The following is a 22,547-nucleotide window of genomic DNA, read 5'->3' on the forward strand; positions in this document are numbered from 1 at the left end:
TGATGCCGCCCGCCGTTCTCCCGCAAGCAACAAAAAAAGCCGGCCCCTCCAAAGGGGCCGGCTTACCACCGTGATGGCGACCTAGGCGCCACCTAAAGAACGCCAGTCACCCTCAAAAGTCGATCTGCGCCGACAACAAGAACGTACGCGGCGCAGCAACCGTCGCGTACGAGCCGCTGGCCAGCCAGAAGTCCTTGTTGAACAGGTTCTCGATGTTTGCGCGGAACACCACGGAGCGGCCCAGGATCTCGGTGTTGTAACGTGCGCCGATGTCGTAGCGCGTCCAGGAGGGCAGGGTCAGCGTGTTGGCCGCGTTGAAGTACATCGACGACGTGTGGATCACGCGGGCGTTCAGGCTCAGGCCGCGGACCCACGGCGTGTCCCAGTCCACCCCCAGGTTGAAGGTGTTCTTCGGCACGCCGTTGGCGTCGTTGCCGTCGTTCACGCCGCCTGCGGTCTGCTTGAGCGTGGCGTCGTAGAACGTGGCGCTGGCCATCATGCGCAGGCCCGGCATGGCTTCGCCGAAGGCGGCCAGTTCCAGGCCGCGGTTGCGCTGTTCGCCGTCGAAGCTGTAGATGCGCGTGTCGGGATCGGTCATCGAGTTCGGGCGCGTGATCTGGAACACCGAGGCGCTGGTGATTATCTTGCCCCAGTCGACCTTGACGCCCGCTTCATATTGCTTGGACTTGTACGGGGCGAAGACCTGGCCGGCGTTGGCCGCGGTAGCGGGCGCGATGCCGCCGCGCGTCAGGCCGGACGTGAAGTTGCCGTACAGCGAGACGTTGGAGATCGGCTTGAACACGATGCCCGCGACCGGCGAGATCGCGCTTTCGTCGTACGACCCGGTGCGCGCGCCAGTGGTGGTCGAGTAGTTGTCGAGCACGACGCGCTGGTTGCGCATGCCGCCGGTGATCAGCAGGGTGTCGCCGGCGAAGGACAAGGTGTCGGTGAGCGTGTAGCTGGTCAGCTCGGTCTTGGATGCCTTTTGCGGCGCGCCGCGGTCTGCGGTGACGGGCGGTAGCGGGGCGGGACGGAAGATGCTGGACGGCACGCCAGGACCGGAGGACGTGACGTAGGCGTTGCCGGACTCCTGGTCCAGGCGCGTGGCCGACAGGCTCACGGTGTGGCCGATGCCCCAAGTGTCGAAGCGGGCGCGCAGGCCGATGTCGCCCGTCCACGTGCGCGAGTACGAATCGTAATAGGCGTTGGACACCGTGAAATTGCCCTGCGCGTCTGCAGGACCCGACGGGAAAGTCTGCTCGGCGGTGCCGTAGCGGTAGCCGGTGGCGCCGTAGACCATCAGGTGGTCATTGATGTCGTACTCGAGGCGGGTGGCCACGGTCGAATCGTTCAGCGTGAGCTCGGTGCCGGGGTAGAAATTGCGGTGGCCCGAGGGCGGCGAGGGCAGCGACGTCACATTCGACTGAAAGCCGATCTGCGGACGGAAGTTGTCGATGTTCTCGTGCTGGGTGTAGGCGTCCAGCGACCAGCGCAGCTTGGTGCCGCGGTAGTCCAGCGCCAGCGCGCCCACGCCTTGCTCTTGCCTGCCGTCGTCGATGTTGGTGTCGCCGTTGCTGTAGACGCCGTTGACGCGGATGCCCCATTCGTTGTTGTCGCCAAAGCGCCGGCCCATGTCGAGCTGGCCGCCCAGTTGCGATTTGCTTTGGTAGGTGGTGGTCAGGCGAGTCAGGGGCTCGTCGCCGGCGCGCTTGGTGACGATGTTGATGCCGCCGCCGATGCTGCCGTTGGGTCCGATGCCGTTCATCAGCGTGCCGGGGCCTTTCAGGACTTCGACGCGCTCCATCATGGCGGCGGGCATGCGGCTGGCGGATGCCAGGCCGTACAGGCCGTTCAGGCCGACGTCGCCGGCAGCCACGGAGTAGCCGCGGATCTGGAACTCGTCGGAAAAGCCGCCGCTGGAGGTGGTGGTGCGCACCGAGGATTCGCTGATGACGATGTCGGCCAGCGTGCGCGCCTGCTGGTTCTCGATCATCTGCGCGGTGTAGTTGGTGGTGCTGAATGGCACGTCCATGACGTCGCCCGTGCCCAGCACGCCCAGGCCGCCGCCGCGCGCCACCTGACCGCCCGCGAACGGCGCGGGCAGGTGGGGGTCGGCGGCGGAAGCGGTCACCGTCACGGCGGGCAGGTTGGTGGTGGCGATGCCCGCGTTGGCGGGGCGGTCCAGGACGTAGCTGCCGTTCGACTGCGGCAGCACGCGGATGCCGGTGCCGGCCAGCAGGGCGTCCAGACCGCCCCGCACGCCGTAGGTGCCGCGCAGCCCGTTGCTTTGCAGGCCGGCCGTCACTTCGGGCCGGAACGACAGCACGATGCCGGCTTCGCGTCCGTAGCGGCCCAGCGCGTCCTCCAGCGTTCCCGCGGGGATGTCAAAGGTGCGGGTGGCGGCGGCCTGTGCGTGGGCGGCGGTGGGGATGGCCAGCGCGGGCGCCGCGAGCAGCGTGGCGGTGGCGATGCGGCCCGCCAGGCGCGCCGTGGCCGCGCGTCGCAGGGAACGGGAGGACTGGCGCTTGGGCGCCCGGACGTGATTCATGAACTGGCCTTTCAGAGAGGTGAGGTTGCTGTGTGCTCACCTGCCTTGACCCGCCAGATCGCAAAACGGATCAACTATTTTGTATCGGCGGTGCGGGACGTGCCGGGCCGGGGCCGGCGATGAGGTGCAGCCGGCGTCCGCGCCAGAGCCGCGACTCGGTTTCGACGCGGATATCCAGCGTGGCGCTGAGCGCGGCCAGCACCTTGTCCACGTTGCTGACAGGAAACGAGCCTGACAGCCGCAGGTCCGAGACGGCGGGGTCGCAGCTGATCGTGTCGCGGCTATAGCGGCCCAGCTCGGCGACGAAGTCGGCCAGTCGCATGCCGCGCGCCACGATGAACCCGTCCTTCCAGGCGATCTGGTTTTCCTCTGCGGTGGCGGGCTGCGCGATGCCACGTGCCGAGTAGTTGGCGCGCAATCCCGCCTGCAACGTCAAGCCGTGCTCGGCATCGTCGCGCGGGCGGATCTGGACCGCGCCCTGGAAAACGCTGACTTCCGTCGAGCCATCCAGCAGCCGCACGGCGTATTCGGTGCCGAGCGCGCGCGCGGTGCCGTGGGCGGTTTCAACGCAGAACGGCCGGTTCCGCGTGCCCGATTCGTGGGCCGTCGCGATCAGGATCTCGCCCGCGATGAGGGTCACCCTCCGGCGGTCGGCGCTGTAGCGCACGTCGATGGCGCTGTCCGTGTTCAACACCAAGCGGGTGCCGTCCGGCAGCGTAACGTTGCGGCGTTCGCCGATGGCGGTGCGATGGTCCGACGTCCAGGTGCGCCACGGCGTGATTTGCCCCACGCCCCACGCCGCGCCGCTCGCGATGGCCAGCGCGCTCATGGTTTTCAAGGCGCGGCGGCGCTGGGCGGAAGCAGGTGCGGCCAGCGCTGCCTTCGCGATGGCCGCGTTGGCGGGTCCGGCCAGCGGCCGCAGCGTGCCCTGCACGGATTCAATGCGCAGCCACGCGCGCTCGTGGTCCGGATGCGCAGCGCGCCACGAGGCCCATTCGCGCACCGTTTCCGGCGCGACGGGTTCGTCTTGCAGTTCCACCAGCCATTCCAGCGCGCGCTGCGCGACGGCGGGCGGCAGGGTGGCGGCGTCGCGCGTGTTTCCGTACCAGGACGAGGCGGACATGCGCCGGCTCATCCCGTGAAGGAAAGATCGGCAAAGCAGCAGCGCTGCAAAGCCTTGATGAGGTAGCGCTTGACGGTGGGGATCGAGATTCCCAACGCGTCGGCCACTTGGGCGTGGGTGTGACCTTCAAGCTGCGACAACAGAAAGGCCTGCCGCACGAGGGCGGGCAGGCCGTCCAGCAGGCGGTCCAGCTCCAGCAAGGTTTCCAGCACGATGGCCCGGTCTTCGGGCGACCAGTGCACCGCTTGCGGCGCCTGGGCCAGCGCGTCCAGGTACGCGCGTTCGAGCTTTTCGCGGCGCCAATGGTTGGACACCAGGTGCTGCGCCACGGTGGTCAGAAACGCGCGCGGTTCCGTGAGCGTGGCGGGAATGCGTTCGCTGCTCAGGAGGCGGATGAAGGTGTCGTGCGCCAGGTCTTCAGCCTGATCTGCGTTGCCCAGGCGGCGTCGCAACCAGCCCCTCAGCCAGGAGTGGTGGTCGCTATAAAGTGTTTCGATGGAGGAGGGGAAGGCGCATCCCGGCGTACTCAAGATCCAACCTTTTGGTCTAGCCGCCGGCGCCTCGCAGTGGGAGGCGGGACAACTGCACATGCGAATTTCTGGAAATAGTAATTGTTATTATTACCGATTCCAGGCACGGCTTGTCAAATTGTTGCCGAGCGCGCACGGCCGGGCGTTGCCCGGAAACGTCAGACGTAAGCGGCGAGCCGGGGCGGTCGGATGTGAGCGTTCGGACGGCGAGCCGTTACACGCGAGCGGTCAGACCGGCGCGGAAGGCGCCAGATAGGCGCCCTGCGTCTGCGCATACGCCTGTTGCGACGCCAGATAGGCATCCCGCGACGGAATCAGGTGATCACGGCACACCGCCATCAGCGCGTCGCGGTCGCCGTCGCGCAGCGCCTGGATCATCGTCCAGTGTTCCTGGCGGGCGCGTTCGCGGTGCCCGGCCGTCACCAGCGAGCCGAAGCGGATCGGGTGGGTGCGGCGCGCGTATTCCTCGATGGCCTGTCCCAGCACCGCGTTGTCCAGCAGCCCCACGAATTCCCGATGAAAGCGCTGGTTGCTGCGGAACACGCGGCGCGCGTCGCCAGCGGCGACAGCCGCATCGTGTTCGCGCTGCACCGCCACCAGCGCGGCCAGCCGCGCTTCGGACACGGGCAGCGGCATCTGGCGGGCGGCGTGCACTTCCAGCACTTCACGCAAGGCATACAGCTCCATCACCTCGCGCACGGAAAACGCGCGCACCACCGCGCCGATGTTGCGCTTTTTCTCGACCACGCCCAGCAGTTCCAGGTCGACCAGCACCTGGCGCACCGCGTGCCGCTTCATGCCGAAGCGCGCCATCAACTCGTCCTCGGTCAGGCGTTCGCGCGGATGCAGCCGGCCGAAGACGATGTCTTCTTCCAGCGTGGCCACCGCTGCCTGGACGGCGTCGGGGGCGGGTTCCTGCAAGGCGGCGGGCGTGATGGCGTTCATGGCTAAAGGGCGGGATTACTTCTTGGGGACCCTGTCGTTCGTGACACCGGCGCGCAGGAAGTCGAAGTCGACGCCCTGATCGGCCTGCGTCACGGACTGCAGGAACAGCTTGCGGTAGCCGCGGTCGGCGGTGGGGCGCGTGATGGGATTGGCGGCCGTGCGACGCGCCAGCTCGGCGTCATCGACAAGCAGCGCGATCTCGCGCCGGGCCACCGACAGGCGGATGCGGTCGCCGTTCTGCACGTAGGCCAGCGGGCCGCCGATGGCGGATTCGGGCGTGACGTGCAGCACGATGGTGCCGGCCGCGGTGCCGCTCATGCGGCCGTCCGAGATACGGACCATGTCCTTGACGCCCGCGCGCGCCAGTTTCTTGGGAATGGGCATGTAGCCGGCTTCGGGCATGCCCGGCGCGCCGGTGGGGCCGATGCGCTTGAGCACCAGGATGTCGTCGGCGGTCACGTCCAGCGCGTCGTCGTCGATGCGGCGCGCCATGTCTTCGGCGTCCTCGAACACGACGGCGCGGCCTTCGTGCTCCATCAGCTTGGGGTTGGCTGCCGATTGCTTGATGATGGCGCCGCCGGGCGCGAGGTTGCCGCGCAGCACGGCCAGGCCGCCCACCGGATAGATGGGGGCGGCGGCCGTGCGGATGACGTCCTGCTTGAAGGGCGGCGGGGCGTCGTCCAGTTCTTCGCCGAGCGTGCGGCCGGACACGGTGAGGACGTCCAGATGCAGGAACGGGCGCAGCTCGCGCAGCAGCGCGGGCATGCCGCCCGCGTCGTGGAAGTCTTCCATATAGTGCTGGCCCGACGGCTTCAGGTCGACCAGCACGGGCGTCTCGCGGCTGATGCGGTCCAGGCCGGCCAGGTCGATGTCGATGCCCAGGCGGCCGGCGATGGCGGTCAGGTGGACGATGCCGTTGGTCGACCCGCCGATGGCGAGCAGCACGCGCAGCGCGTTTTCGATGGACTTGCCGTTCAGGATGCGGTCCGGGGTCAGGCGCGAGGCTGCCATGGCGACGGCCGTGGCGCCGGTGTGTTCGGCCACGCGGACGCGGTCGGCGGTGACGGCCGGGGCGGACGCGCCGCCCGACACCATCATGCCCAGCGCCTCGGTAATGCAGGCCATGGTGCTGGCCGTGCCCATGACGGAACAGGTGCCGACACTGGCAACCAGCTGGTTGTTCACGTCGGCGATCTCGACGGCGTCGATCTCTTCGGCGCGGTAGCGGCCCCAGTAGCGGCGGCAGTCGGTGCAGGCGCCCACGCGTTCGCCGCGGTGCGAGCCGGTCAGCATCGACCCGGTGACGAGCTGGATGGCGGGCACGCCGGCCGAGGCGGCGCCCATCAGTTGTGCGGGCACGGTCTTGTCGCAGCCGCCGATCAACACGACGGCGTCCATCGGCTGCGCGCGGATCATTTCCTCGGTGTCCATGGACATGAGGTTGCGCAGGTACATGCTGGTGGGCTGCGAGAAGCTCTCGTGCACCGAGATGGTGGGGAAGTCCATGGGCAGGCCGCCGGCCAGCATGACGCCGCGCTTGACGGCCTCGATTAGTTGCGGCGCGTTGCCGTGGCAGGGGTTGTAGCTGCTGCCGGTGTTGACGATACCGATGATGGGACGCGCCAGCGCATCGTCCGACAGGCCGGCGCCCTTGATGAAGGCCTTGCGCAGGAACAGCGAAAAGCCAATGTCGCCGTAGTTGGTCAGCCCGCGGGCGACGCCGCGCGCAGTGGCGCTGTCGCTGTCAAAAGGGCCCTTGCCGGGCTTGCCGCCCTTGGTGTCGTCCGTCATTTTCAGTCCCGATAATATTATTGATAATCCTGCGGCGACATCATATCCAGCCCGTCGCCGGGCCTGCAAGCGGTTTATGGCGGTAGCTTAATTGATCTGTTTTAGAGATCAGTCGATAGAAAAATACCGATTCTTCAATCAAGGGTGGACCCCTACACTGGCGCCGTTGACGAACCGGGCGTCCGTTCATTCCTATACCCATCCCGGCTGGAGAGACCACATGTCAGACCTGCGTCTGCGGCCGCGCCGCGCCGTGCTGTTTTCCCTGCTGGCGCTGTGCGCCGGCGTTTCCGCCCCGGCATTCTCGGCCGACGCCTATCCCGACAAGCCGATCCGCATGATCGTGCCTTACCCGCCCGGCGGCGCCACCGACGTGATCGGCCGCGTGCTTGCGCAGGAACTGACGGGCGCGCTGGGTCAGACCGTGGTGGTGGAAAACCGAGCGGGCGCCGCCGGCAACATCGGCGCGGACCAGGTGGCCAAGGCGCAACCCGACGGCTACACGCTGCTGATGGGCGCGCTGACCAGCCACTCCATCAACGCCGCGCTCTACCGCGGCCGCGTCACGTACGACGTGGAAAAGAGCTTCGCGCCCGTCGCCATCGTGGGCACGGTGCCCCTGGTGTTCGTTGTGAACCCGTCGGTGCCGGCCAAGACGCTGCCCGAGTTCATCGCGCTGGCCAAGTCCAAGCCCGGCTACGTGACCATGGCATCCGCCGGCAACGGCTCGCCCCAGCATCTGGCCGGTGAAATGTTCAAGCGCACCGCCGGCGCGGACATCCTGCACGTGCCCTACAAGGGCAGCGGCCCGGCCATGACCGACCTGATGGGCGGTCAGGTGCTCAGCATGATCGAAACGGTGCCTGCCGCGCAGGGCAATATCAAGGCGGGCAAGCTGCGCGCGCTGGCGGTGACCTCGCCGCAACGCGTCGATGCGCTGCCCGACGTGCCTACCGCCGCCGAAGCCGGCCTGAAGGACTTCGAAGTCAGCTCGATGTTCGGCATCGTGGCCCCGGCCAATACGCCTGCGCCGGTCATCGACCGCCTGAACGCCGAGCTCAAGAAGATCCTGGCCAAGCCCGAGGTCAAGGCGTCGCTGTTGAACCAGGGCGCGATTGCGACGTGGACGTCGCCTGCTGACGCCAGCGCGCGTGTGTCGGCTGAAGTCGCGCGCTGGACCAAGGTGATCGACGAGGCGGGCGTGAAGGGCGAGTAAGTCCCTTCTGACGGCGCGCCGCGCCTCATTGCTCCCTACGCCGGAAATTCGCCACGAATTTCCGGCGTTCTCGTTTTTGCGGCTTCTGAAAGGAACCGAAATAATCGCTTCCGCCGCCTTGTGCGCTGCGCTGGGAAAGACGCTGTATTTCAGAGAATTGCACTGACGCTGCGAACGGCTATGCAATAAACCGCAATAAAGCGGTTTTGGGGCCCGACAAGGTGGTTGACCCCAAATTCAGTAGCCCGTAATGTGTTTCGCGGGCCTTAGGACGGCGGGGGGATACCAATGACTGAGAACCAGGACGAAAAGTCGATCCTGCACACGCATTTCGGTACGCATAGCCCATATTGGCGGTTGTCCGCCGATAGCGATGCGATTGAACTCGCCGCAGTCAAGGGCGCAACCAATATCGCCATGGCCTTGCGCCCGGACCAGGCCGAGGCCGTGCGCGGCCTGACGGGCATCACGTCCAGCGTGCGGATCGACATCATGCTGTATGGCGATCTGCTTCACCTGCACCTGGTTGGCCGCAAGATCAATCCCAACGAATGGGCCGGCACCGCATCGGCCCACACCGATACCGAATCCGTCGCCAAGGACCTCGTCGAAGGTCTGTCGTTCGCCGAAACGGTAGTGTCCGAAGCCAATTCGGTCATCGTGATTGTCGACCAGAACGGCCGCGTACAGCGCTTCAACAAGCTCAGCGAGGAATACACCGGCAAGCGCGAACAGGACATCGTGGGCCGCAGCGTCTTCGACATGTTCATGACGCGCGAGGAGGCCATTGCCTCGCGCCGCAATATCGCCGAGTTCTACAAACGCGGCCAGTCGTACGAGGTCGAGCGCACGATCAACACCGTCAAAGGTCCGCGCCTTTTCCTGTTCCGCAACAAGTTCGTTACCAGCGGCAGCGGCGAAAAGCGGGTCTACCTGATCTGCTCGGGCACCGACATCACCGAAGAACGCCAGGCGCAGGAGCGCATGCGGGTGCTGGCCAACACCGACATGCTGACCAACCTGCCCAACCGCCACGCGATCACGTCGCGGCTGAAGGCGGCGCTGGCGGCGGGCCGCGAAGGGCGGGGCGGCGTGTTGTTCCTGGACCTGGACAACTTCAAGCGCATCAACGACCACTACGGCCACGGCTTCGGCGACCGGCTGCTGAAAGCGGTGTCGGTCGCCATTTCGAACTGCTTGTCCGATGGCCAGACGCTGGCCCGCCTGGGCGGCGACGAGTTCATCGTCCTGCAGGAAGAGGCGCAGGCCTGGCAACTGGAGGCCACCGCGCAGCGCATCATCGAGCGGCTGCGCGAACCGTTCCGCCAGGGCCTCATCGAGGTCTACACCAGTTGCTCCATCGGCATCGCAATGTACCCCGATCACGGCGCCGACCTGGACAGCGTGGTGCGCAGCGCGGATATCGCCATGTACGTGGCCAAGGAAGCGGGCCGCCATACGTATCGCGTGTTCCAGCCCGACATGGACCGCCGCAACGCGGACTATGTGTGGCTGGACACGAACCTTCGCAAGGCGCTGGCCGAGAACCACCTGATGCTGTACTACCAGCCCAAGCTGGTGGGCCGCACAGGCGAGGTCGACGGCGTGGAAGCGCTGGTGCGCTGGCGTTCGCCGGAACGCGGCATGGTGGGTCCGGACACCTTCATTCCCTACGCCGAGGAATCGGGGCTCATCTCGCCGCTGGGCGTCTGGGTGATGCGCGAAGCGGCCCGGCAGGCGGCGGCCTGGAAGCGCGAGGGCCTGAACCTGCGCATCGCCATCAACATGTCGGCCCGCCAGCTGGATGACAAGGGCGTGGTCAGCGAATTCATGCGCGCCATCAACGATGCGAATCTCAACCCCTGCCTGGTCGACATCGAGCTCACGGAAAGCTGCCTGATCGACGATGAAGACGCCGCCATCGAACTCATCAAGCAGTTCCGGCAACTGGGGGCGCGTGTGCACCTGGACGATTTCGGCACGGGTTATTCGTCGTTGTCGCAGCTGGCGCGGATTCCGCTGGACGCAATCAAGCTTGACGCCAGCTTCGTGCGTGGCGTCAACGAAAATCCGGTCTCGCAGGCGCTCGCGCGCGCCATCGTTGCCGTGGCGCGCACGCTCGAGCTCCAGGTCATTGCCGAAGGCGTGGAAACCCAGGAAGAAACCGTCTTCCTGGACACCCTGGGCGTGGACGCCAAGCAGGGCTACCTGTACGCCAAGCCCATGCCCGCGGCGGAGCTCACCGCCTGGCTGGCGCAGCGCCGCCGGCTGCATCTCATTGCATGACGCAACCGGCGGCGCGCCGCCGGATCAGTGCATGGTGGCCACTTCGGTGGCCTCCGAATTGCTCGCCGTGCGGCGGTTCTGCGCCATCACCAGCCGCTCCATGTAGGCGCGGTCCTTCGGATCGATGGAGAAGGCGGCTTCGACCCAATCCTCGGTAATGTCCATCAGCTCGGCGCGCGGCAGAGCCAGCACGCGCTGGCGCGCGCGCAGCATGGCGCGCATGCCATTGAGCTTGGGCCGCATCACGTCGATGAAGGTGCGGGTGGCCTTGAAGGCCTCGCCCGGCTCGAACAGCACGTCCACCAGGCCGCGGCCGTGATACCACTCGGCCGTGTGCGATTCGCCGGTGCTGATCAGCTCCTCGGCCAGCTTCATGCCCGAGCGGCGCGCGACCAGCGAATAGCCGCCCATGCCGGGGAAAAGGTTGAACGCCATCTCAGGGAAGCCCATGCGCGCATTGTTTTGCGCGAGCACGAAGTGGTGGGCCAGCGCGGCCTCGAAGCCGCCGCCCAGCGCGGTGCCCTCGATCATGGCCAGCGAGATGGCGCCGGTGTCAAAACCGCGCGTGGCGGCGTGCACGCAATCAACGCATGCACGGGCATAGGCCCGCAGCGCCTCGCGCTTGCCGGTGCGGATGGCCTCGGCAAAAAAGTTCAGATCGCCGCCGACGTTGTAGATCTGCGGCACCAGCGAGCCCGTGACCCAGAAGTCGATGGGCAGGCCGGAGTCCTTGGCGGCGCGCGCCAGGGTCATGATCTCGTCGATGAGTTCATGGTTAAAGCACGGGCGCGGTTGCGCGCGCAGCATCATCCACATGACACGGCGACCTTCCTCGTAATACGCGGAGATCTGCTTCAGATTGCCTGCGGCGGTAAAGGGGTGGCAGTCCGGATGAATGAGTTGATTCATTGCTTTCGTCCAATCGATCAAGGTGAGTCGGAGTACTGCCGGGTCAGGCTAAACCACGGCTTACGGACTCCGTCTCATGCAAACCTCGTCCAACTGGCCAGACTTTTCCGTAAATCAAAGTCCGGAGCGCGCAAACTGAAAATCTGAAAACCGCTGAAATTGCCTCGGCCCATCGGGCGAGGCGCGCATGGGTAATACGGATGAGGACATCAGCAAATATGCGGCATTCCAAGCCGCGGCATGTGCGTCTGTCCACGTGACCGCGTTCATGCGTAGGGATGAGGGTGGGCCATCGCGCCAACGCCGGGCCGCGCCGAAAGCCGTGCGTGTGCACCCCTGCGCGTGCGACTGGCGGAGGCGATTTGGTGGGCGTACTGTGGCTCGCACCTCAACCGTGGTTTAACCCGAAGGGGGAGCAACATGAACGTTCTTGAACGCATCTCGCTCGTTTGCCTGGCCGGACTGGTCGCGGCCTGCGCGTCTTCCACACCCGGCCGCAATAGCAAGGAAACCGTGGAACGGGTGCCCGTCTCGGTGCAGACGGACACCGGCGTTGTTGTGGGAGCGCTGGTCGTGACCGTGTATGCGCCCGCAGCGCCGGGCAAACACCCTCTCCTGATCATCAACCACGGTCGGGGCGCAACCGCCGAAGAACGGGCCAAGATGAGCCGCACCCAGTATCCGCAGGCGGTCAGGTACTTCACTGATGCCGGCTTCGTCGTGGCGGTGCCGCTGCGGCTGGGCTATGGAGAAACGGCCGGCCCCGATCTGGAGGACAGCGGTCCTTGCGGCGATCGCCAGTTCACACCGATGTTCAATCGGGCCGCCAGCCAGATCGGACAGGTCGTGAAGGCGCTTCAGCAGCGCCCCGATGTAGACGCTTCCAACGTCGTGCTGGTTGGACAGTCGATCGGCGGCGGCACCGTCATCGCGCTAGCTGCGCAGAATCCGCCCGGGGGCAGGACGGCCATCAATTTTTCTGGCGGCGCGGGCGGGGACGCGAAGTCTCCGGGCAACCCGTGCGGGCCAGACCGGCTGCAGCAGACGTTTGCGTCTTATGGGCAGACGACGCGCCTGCCCACGCTTTGGATCTATTCGGAGAACGATCTCTTCTGGGGGCCCGACTGGCCCAAGCGCTGGGTGGACGCCTACAACGCGGCGGGCGGTCACGCGACTTTTGTGCCGATGGGACCCGATGGCAACAACGGCCATCTGCTGTTTCCGCGCTCGCCGCAGAAGTGGCAGCCGGTGGTGGCGGAGTTCCTGCGGGCGCAGGGCTACGCGATGCCGAAGTAGGCGGGCGCTCAGGCCACGCCGCCATTCGCACGCACGATCTGCCCGTTCACCCACCCACTGTCGGGTCCCGCCAGGAACGAGATGATGCCCGCGATGTCATCCGGTTGGCCCAGGCGTTCCAGCGGCGGCATCTTGGCGTAGTGCTCGATCAATTCGGGGCTCTTGCCCTTGAAGAACAGCTCGGTGGCGACAGGGCCGGGGGCGACGGCGTTCACCCTGATCTGGCGTCCGCGCAGTTCCTTGGCGAAGACCTGCGTCAGGCTTTCGACGGCGGCCTTGCTGGCGATGTAGACCGAGTAGCCGGGCAGGTTGAGCGCGACGGTGGTGCTGGACACGTTGATGATGCTGCCGCCATCGGCCAGACGTGCGGCGGCCTCGCGCAGCGTGTTGAAGGTGCCGCGGGTGTTGATGTCGAACGTCCGGTCGTACAGGTCGTCGCTGGTTTCCGCCAGCGGCTGCACCTGCAGCACGCCCGCGCTGTTGACCAGCACGTCGATCCGGCCGAATTCGGTCTGGATGGCATCGAACATCGCGCGCACGTCATCGGGCTTGGCAACATCGGCGCGCACGGCCAAGGCGCGTCCGCCGGCTTGGCGGACTTCGCCGGCCAGGGCGTCGGCTTCTGCCGCGCTCGAGGCGTAATTGATGGCGACGGCAAAGCCGTCGTCTGCCAGGCGGCGCACGATGGCCGCGCCGATGCCGCGCGATCCGCCGGTGACCAGGGCAACGCGCTGGGAAGCTTGGTCGATCATGGGTTTCTCCTTGGATGAGTGGGTGAGACGTATGATCGACTATTCCGATCCAAAGATAATTACGCCTGCTTTGCTAAGATAATTTCATTTGCTTTAACAATAGGCGGGGCAGGGGCATGGATCGTTTCCAGGAAATGCAGGTGTTCGTGCGCATCGCCGAACGGGGCAGTTTCACCAAGGCGTCGGACGACCTGCGCATCCCGCGCGCCACGGTCACCAACCTGATCAAGCGCATGGAGGCCCGCTTGGGCGCGCGGTTGCTTGACCGCACCACGCGGCAGGTCCGGCTGACGCACGACGGGGAGGCCCACTACCAGCGCTGCGTGCGGCTTCTGGCCGACCTGGAGGAGGCCGACGGCGCTTTCCTGGACACGGCGCCCAAGGGGCTGTTGCGAGTCAACGCGCAGGGCACGCTGGCCCGGTTCTTCGTGATGCCCGGCCTGCCGGATTTTCTGCAGCGCTATCCCGACATCGCCCTGCATCTGGGCGAAGACGACCGGCTGGTGGATCTGGTGCGTGAGGGCGTCGACTGCGTGCTGCGCGCGGGCGTGCCGCAGGACTCGACGCTGGCGGGGCGGACGATCGCCCAGATGCCGCAGGTGACGGTGGCCAGCCCGGCCTATCTGTCGCGCCACGGCGTGCCGGACAGCGTGCAGGCGCTGGAACATCACATCGCCGTGGATTACGTGTCCAGCGTGACGGGCCGCGCCGTGCCGCTGGATTTTCGGGTTGACGGGCGCATCGTCCAGGTGCGCCCGCGTGCGGTCGTCAGCGTGAGCGGGGCCGAACTCTACACCAGTGCGGCGCTCGCGGGCCTGGGATTGGTGCAGGTCCCGCGCTACCGCGTGGAGCGCGAACTGGCGGCGGGGCACCTGAAGATCGTGCTGCCCCACGCGCCGCCCGCGCCCATGCCGGTTTCCGTGCTGACGCCGCAGAACCGGCAGGTGCCGGCGCGGGTGCGCGTGTTCACGCAGTGGCTGGCGGGCGTATTCGCCGCCGCCTTCGATCAGACGATGCCGGTCAGGTAGAACACGCCGATCACCAGGAACACCGACAGCGTCGATATCAGCGTGATGGCGAAGATGTCGCCATAGGATTGGCGGTGCGTGAGACCCGTGACGGCCAGCAGCGTGATGACCGCGCCGTTGTGCGGCAGCGTGTCCATGCCGCCGCTCGCCATCGCGGCGACCCGGTGCAGCACCTCCATCGGGATACCTGCCGCCAGCGCGCCGTCGATGAAGGTCTGCGACATCGCGGCCAGCGCGATGCTCATGCCGCCCGAGGCCGAGCCCGTGATGCCGGCCAGTGTGGTCACCGCGACCGCTTCGCCCACCAGCGGATCGGGAATGGCCTTCAAGGCCTGCGCGACCAGCAGAAATCCCGGCAGCGCGGCAATGACGCCGCCAAACCCGTATTCGGCTGCGGTGTTCATCGACGCCAGCAGCGCGCCCGACACGGCGCTCTTGCTGCTTTCGGCAAAATGCGACTTGATGGCGCGGAACGAGAACAGCAGGATGGTGACGATGCCTGCGATCAGCGCGCCCATCACGGCCCACAGCGCCACCTGCTCCTCGGCGTTGACGGGCATGGGCTTGGCCAGGCCGGGCAGGTCGACTTCGGAACCGGCCGGATACCAGCCCGGGATCCAGCGCGTCAGCAGGAAGTTCATGACCCCAACCACCACCAGCGGCAACAGCGCGATCAGCGGATGATGATTGCGCTCACCGGTAGGCGCCGCGGGTTCGTTGCGCAGGTCCGTGCCGTAGGTCTCGCCAGCCGCGGCCGCGCGCTTGCGGCGCCATTCCAGGTAGGCGATGCCGGCGGTCAGCGTGAACGCGGCGCCGATGAGACCGAGCCAGGGCGCGGCCCAGGTCGTGGTCTCGAAGAACGTGGTGGGGATGATGTTCTGGATCTGCGGCGTGCCGGGCAGTGCCGTCATGGTGAAGGTGAAGGCGCCCAGCGCAATCGCGCCCGGCATCAGGCGCTTGGGGATGCCGCCCTGGCGGAACATCTCGGCGGCAAACGGGTAGACCGCGAACACCACCACGAATAGCGATACGCCGCCGTACGTCAGCACCGCACACACCAGCACGATGGCGACGATGGCGCGCTCGGCGCCGATCAGACGCAGCACCGCCTGCACGATGGCGCGTGAAAAGCCCGACAGTTCGATGAGCTTGCCGAACACAGCGCCCAAGAGGAACACAGGGAAATAGAGCTTGGCAAAACCGGCCATGCGCTCCATGAAGATGCCCGAGAACACGGGCGCCAGCGCTGAAGCGTCTGTCAGAAGCACCGCGCCCATGGCTGCGATGGGCGCGCACAGGATGACGCTATAACCTCGATACGCCGCCAGCATCAGAAACGCCAGCGCCGCCACCACGATGAACAATCCGGTCATTCGGTACTCCAGGAATGAAGAGACAAGGGGTGTGGGGCTACACCTTAACGTATCGGGCGTTTAGCGCGCTGCCATCAGATCTGCCGCCTTGTGCGCCAGCTCCGCCACCCCGAAGCTCGTGGCCAGCGCGTGGGCATCAAGGTCAGCCAGGGACACCCAGCGCGCATCGCGGGCATCGTCCCCCGCGACCGGCTCACCGGACACCCAGCGGCACAGCACGGCGATCAGGATGAAGTGGCGGCGCAGGGCGCCGGTGTCGTCGCGGTCGAAGACGTCGACGGCGTCAAAGACGTGCAGCGGCTCGGCAGTGACGCCGGTCTCTTCCAGTAATTCGCGCGCGGCCGCGTCAGCCAGCCGTTCGCCCGCGTCGATCTTGCCGCCCGGAAACGCCCAGCGGTCCTGATCGGGCGGGTTGGCGCGGCGCACCAGCAGCACGTGGCCGTCGCGCACGACGGCGGCGATGGTGGCAGCGATGGGGCGCGGGGCGGGGGTGGTCATGCGGATCTCCAGCGGCAGTCAGACGTCCGGCAAGGATACGCCCCGTCCGTTCATACCTCTTCGATGCGTCGCTTGGGCGCGAACGGCGTGCCCAGGTCGAGCAGCGCATAGATGCGTTCGGTGATGCGCTGGCGCCGCGTCGGCTTGCCCATGCGCCACCGCACGTCGAGCCAGAGGAGCGGCAGAGCGAAGCACAGCCACACCAGCAGGAACATGCCCAGGATGAACAACGCGAGTTCCGGAAAGTCGCCCTGCAACGCCTCGGGATCCATGAACCAAGTCAGGCCAATGAGGAACAGCCAGACCGCAAGCATCAACCCGCCGATGGACTTGAGCAGCGGCGCGCGCTGATTCATGCCGACGCCGACCGGCGTGTCCCTGCCGGGAAAGGCGCGGAATCGCAGATGACACATATAGGTGCGCCCGTCCTCAAGATTGCGCAAAGCGTAGACCGCATGCGGCTCGTCTGGCGCCGGCTGGGCATTGACGGCCATCTCGACGAAATCGTCCTGCGCCAGGAACGGCTGCCAGCTTCCCAGTGATTCATCGACCGTCATCAGGAACTGGCGGCCCTGAACCGAAAAGCGATAGTGGCCGTAAGTCGGGCCCTTATGCACATGCCGCGTTTCATGCGTGATGCCGTCCAGCTGCCCGCGGATCAGGAGGAGAGGGGGATCGCCCTCCTGCGTCAGCGCAGCCGGTTCCTGCTGAAGCGGTGAGGGGGCTGGCGCAGCGTTCATGGCCGCTGGGCGCTTCGCGGGATCGAACAGAGCCTCGCTGGCAAGGATGCGCGGCCGCTCGCGGCGGTTGTGCCAGAGGGCGTGCAAGGCGCTCGCGGCAAGCACCAGCGCCATCAGCGCGATCACCAGCGCGAACACCATCATGAACATGCGCGGCAACGTCGAGATCCCTGCCAGCCACGCCGCGCCCAGGGCAGCCACGCCCACGGCGCTGCAGATGGCGGCCTCGCGTCCGCTGCGCCGTTGGGCGGTCTGGTAGGTGAGCGGCGCAATGGGTTCACCTTGCGCGGGCACGGCCCAGCAAAAGCGGTTCAAGCCATGCTCGGCTTCCAGCACGCCTATGCGCACGGCAGTGCCTTTATTGTGGAAGGCGCGCAGCAGGGAGATGTGCGAGGGGTCCAGCGCGGCTCCCCAGATCGTCTCTGCACCGACCCGCAGGAAGACATCGTTTCGCCGCACCGGCGTTGCGACCCGGATCTGGTCGATGGTTCCCTCGATGATGCGGGCTGCGCGTTGCGACATGTCGGAGCGGCGAAAGGCAAAGCGGCAAGGATAACGCGCCGGGCGTAGTCGGCGGCGGGCGTCCCCGCGGCGGGCGTCTCCCGCGGCGGGCGCTTCACGCCGCCGATGCCATCCTCCGCAGCTCCCGCCGAGGACGCCCCGCCGTACTACTTCTTGACCAGCGGGCAGGTCGACCGGGACAGCGGCATGAAGGCCTGGTCGCCCGGCAGCGTGGCCACCAGCTTGTAGTAGTCCCACGGCCGCTTGGATTCCGACGGCTTCTTGACCTCGAACAGGTACATGTCGTGCACCATGCGGCCGTCTTCGCGGATGCGGCCGTTGGTGGCGAAGAAGTCGTTGATGGGCGTGGCCTTCATCTGCTTCATCACCGCCGTGGGTTCGTCCGTGCCCGCCGCCTGCACCGCTTTCAGATAGTGCATGACCGACGAATACGTGCCCGCCTGGCTCATGTTGGGCATCTTCTTGAGCTTGTCGTAATAGCGCTGCGACCACGCGCGGGTCTGGTCGTTCATGTCCCAGTAGAAGGCTTCGGTCAGCGTCAGGCCGGCGGCCGCGTCCAGGCCGATGGCGTGGATGTCGTTGATGTAGAGCAGCAGGCCCGCCATCTTCTGCCCGCCCTTGGTCAGCCCGAACTCGCTGGCCGCCTTGATGGCGTTGACGGTGTCGCCGCCCGCGTTGGCCAGGCCCACGATCTGCGCCTTGCTGGCCTGCGCCTGCAGCAGATAAGAGGCGAAGTCGCTGGAGCCGAGCGGGTGGCGCGAGGCGCCCAGCACCGTGCCGCCATTGGCCTTCACGACGTCGGTGGCCGACGCCTGCAGCGTGTGGCCGAACGCGTAGTCCGCCGTCAGGAAGTACCAGCTCTTGCCGCCTTGCTCCACGGTGGCGCGTGCGGTGGTGTTGGCGAGCGACCAGGTGTCGTAGGTGTAGTGGACGGAATAGGGAGAGCACAGGTCGTTGGTGATGCGCTCGGTGCCCGGCCCGCTGAAGACCACGATCTTTTTCTTTTCACGCGCCACTTCCAGCGCGGCCAGCGCGGGCGCGGAGCCGGCGACGTCCATGATGGCGTCGACCTTCTGGACGTCGTACCACTCGCGCGCCTTGGCGGCGGCGATGTCGGCCTTGTTCTGGTGGTCCACCACCAGCAGGTCCACCTTCTTGCCCAGCACGGTGCCGCCGAAGTCGGCAATCGCCATCTCGGCGGCGGTGGCGCTGCCCTTGCCGGTCACGTCGGCATAGACGCCGCTCATGTCCAGGATCAGGCCCAGCCGCACCACGTCGTCGGAGACGGCGGGGGCGGGCGTCTGCGCCTGTGCGCTGGCGGCGGCAAGCGCGGCCGCGGCAAAGGCGGTCGTGGCGAACAAGCGAACAATCGTGCTGCGGCACTGCATTGAAATCCGGGTCCTGTCGGCATGTCTCATGGTTGTCTCCCTGTATGCCGGATTCTTTTCGGATATGGCGGGCGCGTATGTAGGTTTTGTTTGCTGCTGCACCCAGTGTGTTCGGACGGCGGCGGTCGTTGATGGGGGGCGGTGTTCTCCTGAGGCAGGTTGGGTGAAGCGCTCAGCGGCTGGTGAGCAGGTCGAACTCCATCCGCACCTTGCGGAATGGAAACTCCAGCCGCGCGAAATACACCACGCGGCCGTCGATGCAGGCATAGCGGCGCAGCTCGGCCACCGGGGAAGACACGGGTATCTGCAGCGACTCGGCAGACTCCTGGCCCGCTTCGATCACGTTCAGGACCTGGCGGGCTTCAGAGATGCGCGCGCCGTAAAACTGGTCCAGTACCGGGGCGACGGTGCTTTTCTGAATGCGGGCGCGGTGCTTACGGAAGAGGCCGCTGTCCAGAAAGACCTCGCTGTAGCAGAAGGGGCCGGCATCCGTCGTATGAATGCGCCGCAGGTACTGGAAGCTGCCGCTGCGGTCGGCGCCGCACGGCATGCCCAGCGTGTCGGGCAGCGGCGAGTCGGCGCTGGACTCTACCAGCGACACCGTGCCGAGCTGGTTGCTCAGTTCGACCGTTTCGGCCCAGGTCTTGGGAATGAGCAGCGTGGGCGTTTCGGGCAGTTCGGCGTTGACGAAGGTGCCGGAGCCGCGCGAGCGCCGGATCAGGCCGTCTTCTTCCAGCAGGCCGAACGCCTGGCGGATGGTCGCGCGCGAGATGCCGTAGGTCTCCATCAGCGATTCCAGCGGCGGGATCTGCTGTCCGGGCCGCCACGTCCGGTTCTGGATGTGGCTGCGGAACAGCGCGGCGGCCTGCAGATAAAGCGGCTGGGGACTGCGCGAAAAAAGCTTGCGGGCGGGCATGGCGGGATGAAGGGCTATGAAGCGGAAGCCGAGAGCATAGCGTCCGCCATCTCGCGCAGCCGGTGCTTCTGGATCTTGACCGAGTTGGCGCTCTCCACTGACGGGAAGGCGTCCAGCACGGTAAAGCCCGCCGGCGCCTTGAAACCCGCCATGGCCGCCTTGCACGCCGCGGTCCAACCGGCCGGGTCGGCCTGCGCGCCTTCCTGCAGCAGCACGAAGGCGTACGGCACGATCTTGCCGTTGCGCGTTGCGCCCACCACCTGGCAGGCCCGCACGCCCGGCAGGGTCTCGACGACCTGTTCGATCTCCACCGGATTGACCAGGAAGCCGGACAGCCGCAGCGAGTCGCCCATCCGGGTCTGGAACACGAACTGGCGGTCGGTCAGCGTGTAGCCCAGGTCGCCAGTCTTGAAGTAGCCGTCATCCGTCACGGCCGCGCGGGTCGCGTCCGGGTTGTCCAGGTAGCCCTGCATCAGGCTGGGCGAAAGGATTTCGATTTCGCCGGACTGGCCGTGCGGCAGCACCTGGCCGGACTCGGGATCGCGGGCGCGCACACGGGCGTTGGGGTAGATGAGCGTGCCGCCGGGCTGGTGGCGGGCCAACACGTCGCCGTCGGCGGGGTCGCGGGGCTGGCCGGCCACCAGCGCGATCAGTTCGCTGGAACCGTACAGGCCCGTGAGCGGCACGCCAGCCACGCGGGCCAGGTCCAGCATGTTGTCCAGCGCGGGGGTGAAGCTGGCGAAGCCGAATAGCTGCACGGACGCAAACGCGCCGGGCGCGGCGGCCTGCATTATGCCGACCAGCGCCTCGTTGTTGGCGTAGGTGTGGGTGACGGCATGCCGGGCGATGGCCTGCGCGGATTGGGCCGCGTCGAACACAGGGGCGCAGACGACGGGCACGCCGCGCGCCAGGCCACCGGCCAATGTCGCAAAACCGAATGCGCCGCAGAACGGCGCGCTGGCCAGCACGCAGGCCCGGTCGTCGTAGCCGAACGCCCGCGCCACCATCGCGCCGTGGCGCAACAAGGTCTTTTGATCGTGCAGCACGAACTTGGGTTTGGACGTGGTGCCGGATGTGGTGAAGCACAACACGCCGGCATTGGCTTGCGCGACGGGGGCGGGGTCGGCGCAGGCCAGCAGCGCGTCGTACCGGTGCACCGGTTTGCCGTGAAGCGATGCCGGAGGAAGTTCGTCGGGCCCAGCCAGCGCGACCGCGCCCTGCAACTGATCCACATCCACTGGCGCGACGCCATCCAGGATGCCCTGGAAGTCGATGCCTTTGAAGTCGGGCCAATACACCAGCCAGTCGGCGCGGCCGCGACCCAGGATGTCGGCCACTTCGACCGAGCGGAAGCGCGTGTTGACGGCCAGCACCAGCGCGCCCAGCTGGGCGCACGCAAGAAAGGATTCGACCCAGGCCGCGCAGTTGGGCAGCCAGACGGCGACGCGGTGCCCGGGCTGCACGCCGATGCGGGACAGGCCCGCCGCCAGCGCGAGGCTGCGCGTGCGCAGGTCCGCGAAACTTAGCGGCTGATCACGATCGATGAGCGCAACGGCATCGGGTTGCCGGGCGGCCCGCGCGTCCAGATGGTCGGAGAAGGTCGAGTACGGCAGGGGCATGGCTTACACCGTGGCGATAGGCGTCACAGGCGAGCCGACGGCGCCGGGCATGCGCAGGGGCGGGGCGGTCAGCAGGAACCGGCTGCGGCCGTTCGCATGGAGCCAGTCGGCCAGGTCCTTCAGATACCACAGCTCGGCCAGCGGCACGCCCAGCTTGAAGAGGCAATGGTGGTGCAGCGGCAGGATGGAATGGCCGGGGCCGGCTGTGCGCGCCGGATACGATTCGACGGCGTAGTTGTCGGCGCAGATGGCGGCGATGCCGGAATGCGTGATCCAGTCCAGCAGCGCGGAATCGGCGCCGTCCAGCACCGCGCCCGTCTGCTCCAGTGTGTGCGGATCGGGGTGGCCATTCATGGCCACGACGGCTTCCGCGAAACCGGTGCGCAGCACCAGCATGTCGCCGGGCTCGGGCTGGGCGTCCTGCTCGCGCATGGCGGCTCGAAGCTGCGCATGGCCGACGATCGTGCGGCCCGGGCCAAAGGCACGCGCCAAGTCCACCAGCACGCCGCGGCCCTGCATGCCTTTTTCGGCATAGCGGCTGACGCTGAGCTTGCGCGCATACGAGCCGCCCGGCGGGCAGCAGGCGGCTTCCGAGTTGTCGGGATCGGCGCCGCCAAACACGTCCACGCCGGCGGCGTAACCGTTGTAATAGACGCGGCGCGCCTGGCCGTCGCCCTGAATGTCGAACATGGCGCCCACGTGGCACAGGCCGTCCCATTGCGTCGAATACTGCATCGACAGCGTGACCTGATCGTCCGACAGCACGTCGATGGCTTCGGGCTGTACCTGCGACATCGCAAAGTTCAGATAGGGCGTGCCTTCGCGGAAGGTGGGCTTGAGGGTGGGCGCGTGGCGGCGCGGATTGAGCAGGTTGCCGCCGGGCAGATCCAGCGGCAGCGACAGGCAGAAGACCTTGCCGGCACGGACTTCGCGCACCGCCTGCAGCACCTTTTCTTCGGTCAGCAGGTTCAGACGGCCCAGTTCGTCATCCGGGCCGAAGTCGCCCCAGGTGGAACCTTCGGGGCGTTGCGTCCAGCGTTTCATCTGCTTGTCTCCTGTCGGTTTTT

Annotated in this window: 18 protein-coding genes; 4 read left to right on the top strand and 14 right to left on the bottom strand. The window is 66.9% G+C overall.

Going from position 1 to position 22,547, the window contains the following annotated elements:
* Positions 1-112: 112 nt before the first annotated feature.
* The 5 genes from B3098_RS01005 to B3098_RS01025 form a co-directional block, all read right to left on the bottom strand.
* A complete protein-coding gene (locus B3098_RS01005) occupies positions 113-2,548 on the bottom strand; it encodes a TonB-dependent receptor (protein WP_286890161.1) in 2,436 nt (811 codons plus the stop codon).
* A 70-nt stretch (positions 2,549-2,618) separates the two neighbouring features.
* Positions 2,619-3,671, bottom strand: a complete 1,053-nt coding sequence (locus B3098_RS01010) for a FecR family protein (RefSeq protein ID WP_286890162.1) — start codon at positions 3,669-3,671, stop codon at positions 2,619-2,621.
* A gap of 8 nt (positions 3,672-3,679) precedes the next feature.
* Positions 3,680-4,201, bottom strand: coding sequence for a sigma-70 family RNA polymerase sigma factor (locus tag B3098_RS01015; RefSeq protein ID WP_286890163.1), 522 nt, complete (start codon positions 4,199-4,201; stop codon positions 3,680-3,682).
* Positions 4,202-4,429: 228 nt separating this feature from the next.
* Positions 4,430-5,146, bottom strand: a complete 717-nt coding sequence (locus B3098_RS01020; RefSeq protein WP_239214342.1) for a GntR family transcriptional regulator — start codon at positions 5,144-5,146, stop codon at positions 4,430-4,432.
* Positions 5,147-5,161: 15 nt separating this feature from the next.
* The gene (locus B3098_RS01025; RefSeq protein ID WP_279973278.1) at positions 5,162-6,937 is read right to left on the bottom strand and encodes an IlvD/Edd family dehydratase; all 1,776 of its coding nucleotides are present in this window, start codon (positions 6,935-6,937) and stop codon (positions 5,162-5,164) included.
* A gap of 220 nt (positions 6,938-7,157) precedes the next feature.
* On the opposite strand from B3098_RS01025, the gene B3098_RS01030 reads away from it, so the two are divergent.
* Positions 7,158-8,153 carry a Bug family tripartite tricarboxylate transporter substrate binding protein gene (locus B3098_RS01030; protein WP_175138452.1) on the top strand — a complete coding sequence of 332 codons (996 nt, stop codon included), beginning with the start codon at positions 7,158-7,160 and terminating at the stop codon, positions 8,151-8,153.
* A gap of 288 nt (positions 8,154-8,441) precedes the next feature.
* Positions 8,442-10,439, top strand: a complete 1,998-nt coding sequence (gene pdeR / locus B3098_RS01035; RefSeq protein WP_279973276.1) for a cyclic di-GMP phosphodiesterase — start codon at positions 8,442-8,444, stop codon at positions 10,437-10,439.
* A gap of 24 nt (positions 10,440-10,463) precedes the next feature.
* Here pdeR and B3098_RS01040 read toward each other — a convergent pair whose 3' ends face one another.
* On the bottom strand, positions 10,464-11,348 hold the full coding sequence (locus tag B3098_RS01040) for a crotonase/enoyl-CoA hydratase family protein (protein WP_175124135.1): 885 nt from the start codon (positions 11,346-11,348) through the stop codon (positions 10,464-10,466).
* Between the two features lie 420 nt (positions 11,349-11,768).
* Here B3098_RS01040 and B3098_RS01045 point away from each other — a divergent pair, with 420 nt between their 5' ends.
* The gene (locus tag B3098_RS01045) at positions 11,769-12,644 is read left to right on the top strand and encodes a dienelactone hydrolase family protein (RefSeq protein WP_286890167.1); all 876 of its coding nucleotides are present in this window, start codon (positions 11,769-11,771) and stop codon (positions 12,642-12,644) included.
* A gap of 8 nt (positions 12,645-12,652) precedes the next feature.
* On the opposite strand, the gene B3098_RS01050 is transcribed toward B3098_RS01045, so the two are convergent.
* Entirely contained in the window at positions 12,653-13,396 is a 744-nt protein-coding gene (locus B3098_RS01050) for an SDR family oxidoreductase (protein ID WP_286890169.1), read from the bottom strand.
* Between the two features lie 116 nt (positions 13,397-13,512).
* On the opposite strand from B3098_RS01050, the gene B3098_RS01055 reads away from it, so the two are divergent.
* Positions 13,513-14,424 (top strand): LysR family transcriptional regulator, encoded by a 912-nt coding sequence (locus tag B3098_RS01055; RefSeq protein ID WP_239214344.1) that lies wholly within the window; start codon positions 13,513-13,515, stop codon positions 14,422-14,424.
* Here B3098_RS01055 and B3098_RS01060 read toward each other — a convergent pair.
* From B3098_RS01060 to B3098_RS01090, 7 genes are all read right to left on the bottom strand, one after another.
* Positions 14,403-15,797, bottom strand: a complete 1,395-nt coding sequence (locus tag B3098_RS01060) for a GntP family permease (RefSeq protein WP_286890171.1) — start codon at positions 15,795-15,797, stop codon at positions 14,403-14,405. The two genes, B3098_RS01055 and B3098_RS01060, sit on opposite strands and share 22 nt — an antisense overlap.
* Before the next feature lie 60 nt (positions 15,798-15,857).
* Positions 15,858-16,295 carry an NUDIX hydrolase gene (locus tag B3098_RS01065; protein ID WP_286890173.1) on the bottom strand — a complete coding sequence of 146 codons (438 nt, stop codon included), beginning with the start codon at positions 16,293-16,295 and terminating at the stop codon, positions 15,858-15,860.
* Positions 16,296-16,345: 50 nt separating this feature from the next.
* Positions 16,346-17,557 carry a hypothetical protein gene (locus B3098_RS01070; RefSeq protein ID WP_286890174.1) on the bottom strand — a complete coding sequence of 404 codons (1,212 nt, stop codon included), beginning with the start codon at positions 17,555-17,557 and terminating at the stop codon, positions 16,346-16,348.
* A 146-nt stretch (positions 17,558-17,703) separates the two neighbouring features.
* On the bottom strand, positions 17,704-18,945 hold the full coding sequence (locus B3098_RS01075; protein WP_279973501.1) for an ABC transporter substrate-binding protein: 1,242 nt from the start codon (positions 18,943-18,945) through the stop codon (positions 17,704-17,706).
* Between the two features lie 172 nt (positions 18,946-19,117).
* Complete coding sequence (locus B3098_RS01080; RefSeq protein ID WP_105238367.1) at positions 19,118-19,861, bottom strand: GntR family transcriptional regulator; 744 nt, start codon at positions 19,859-19,861, stop codon at positions 19,118-19,120.
* 14 nt (positions 19,862-19,875) lie between these two features.
* On the bottom strand, positions 19,876-21,480 hold the full coding sequence (locus tag B3098_RS01085; protein WP_286890176.1) for an AMP-binding protein: 1,605 nt from the start codon (positions 21,478-21,480) through the stop codon (positions 19,876-19,878).
* 3 nt (positions 21,481-21,483) lie between these two features.
* On the bottom strand, positions 21,484-22,524 hold the full coding sequence (locus B3098_RS01090) for a cyclase family protein (RefSeq protein WP_286890178.1): 1,041 nt from the start codon (positions 22,522-22,524) through the stop codon (positions 21,484-21,486).
* Between the last annotated feature and the right edge of the window lie 23 nt (positions 22,525-22,547).

Source organism: Achromobacter sp. UBA2119, from assembly GCF_002331005.1.
GTDB lineage: Bacteria > Pseudomonadota > Gammaproteobacteria > Burkholderiales > Burkholderiaceae_B > Achromobacter > Achromobacter animicus.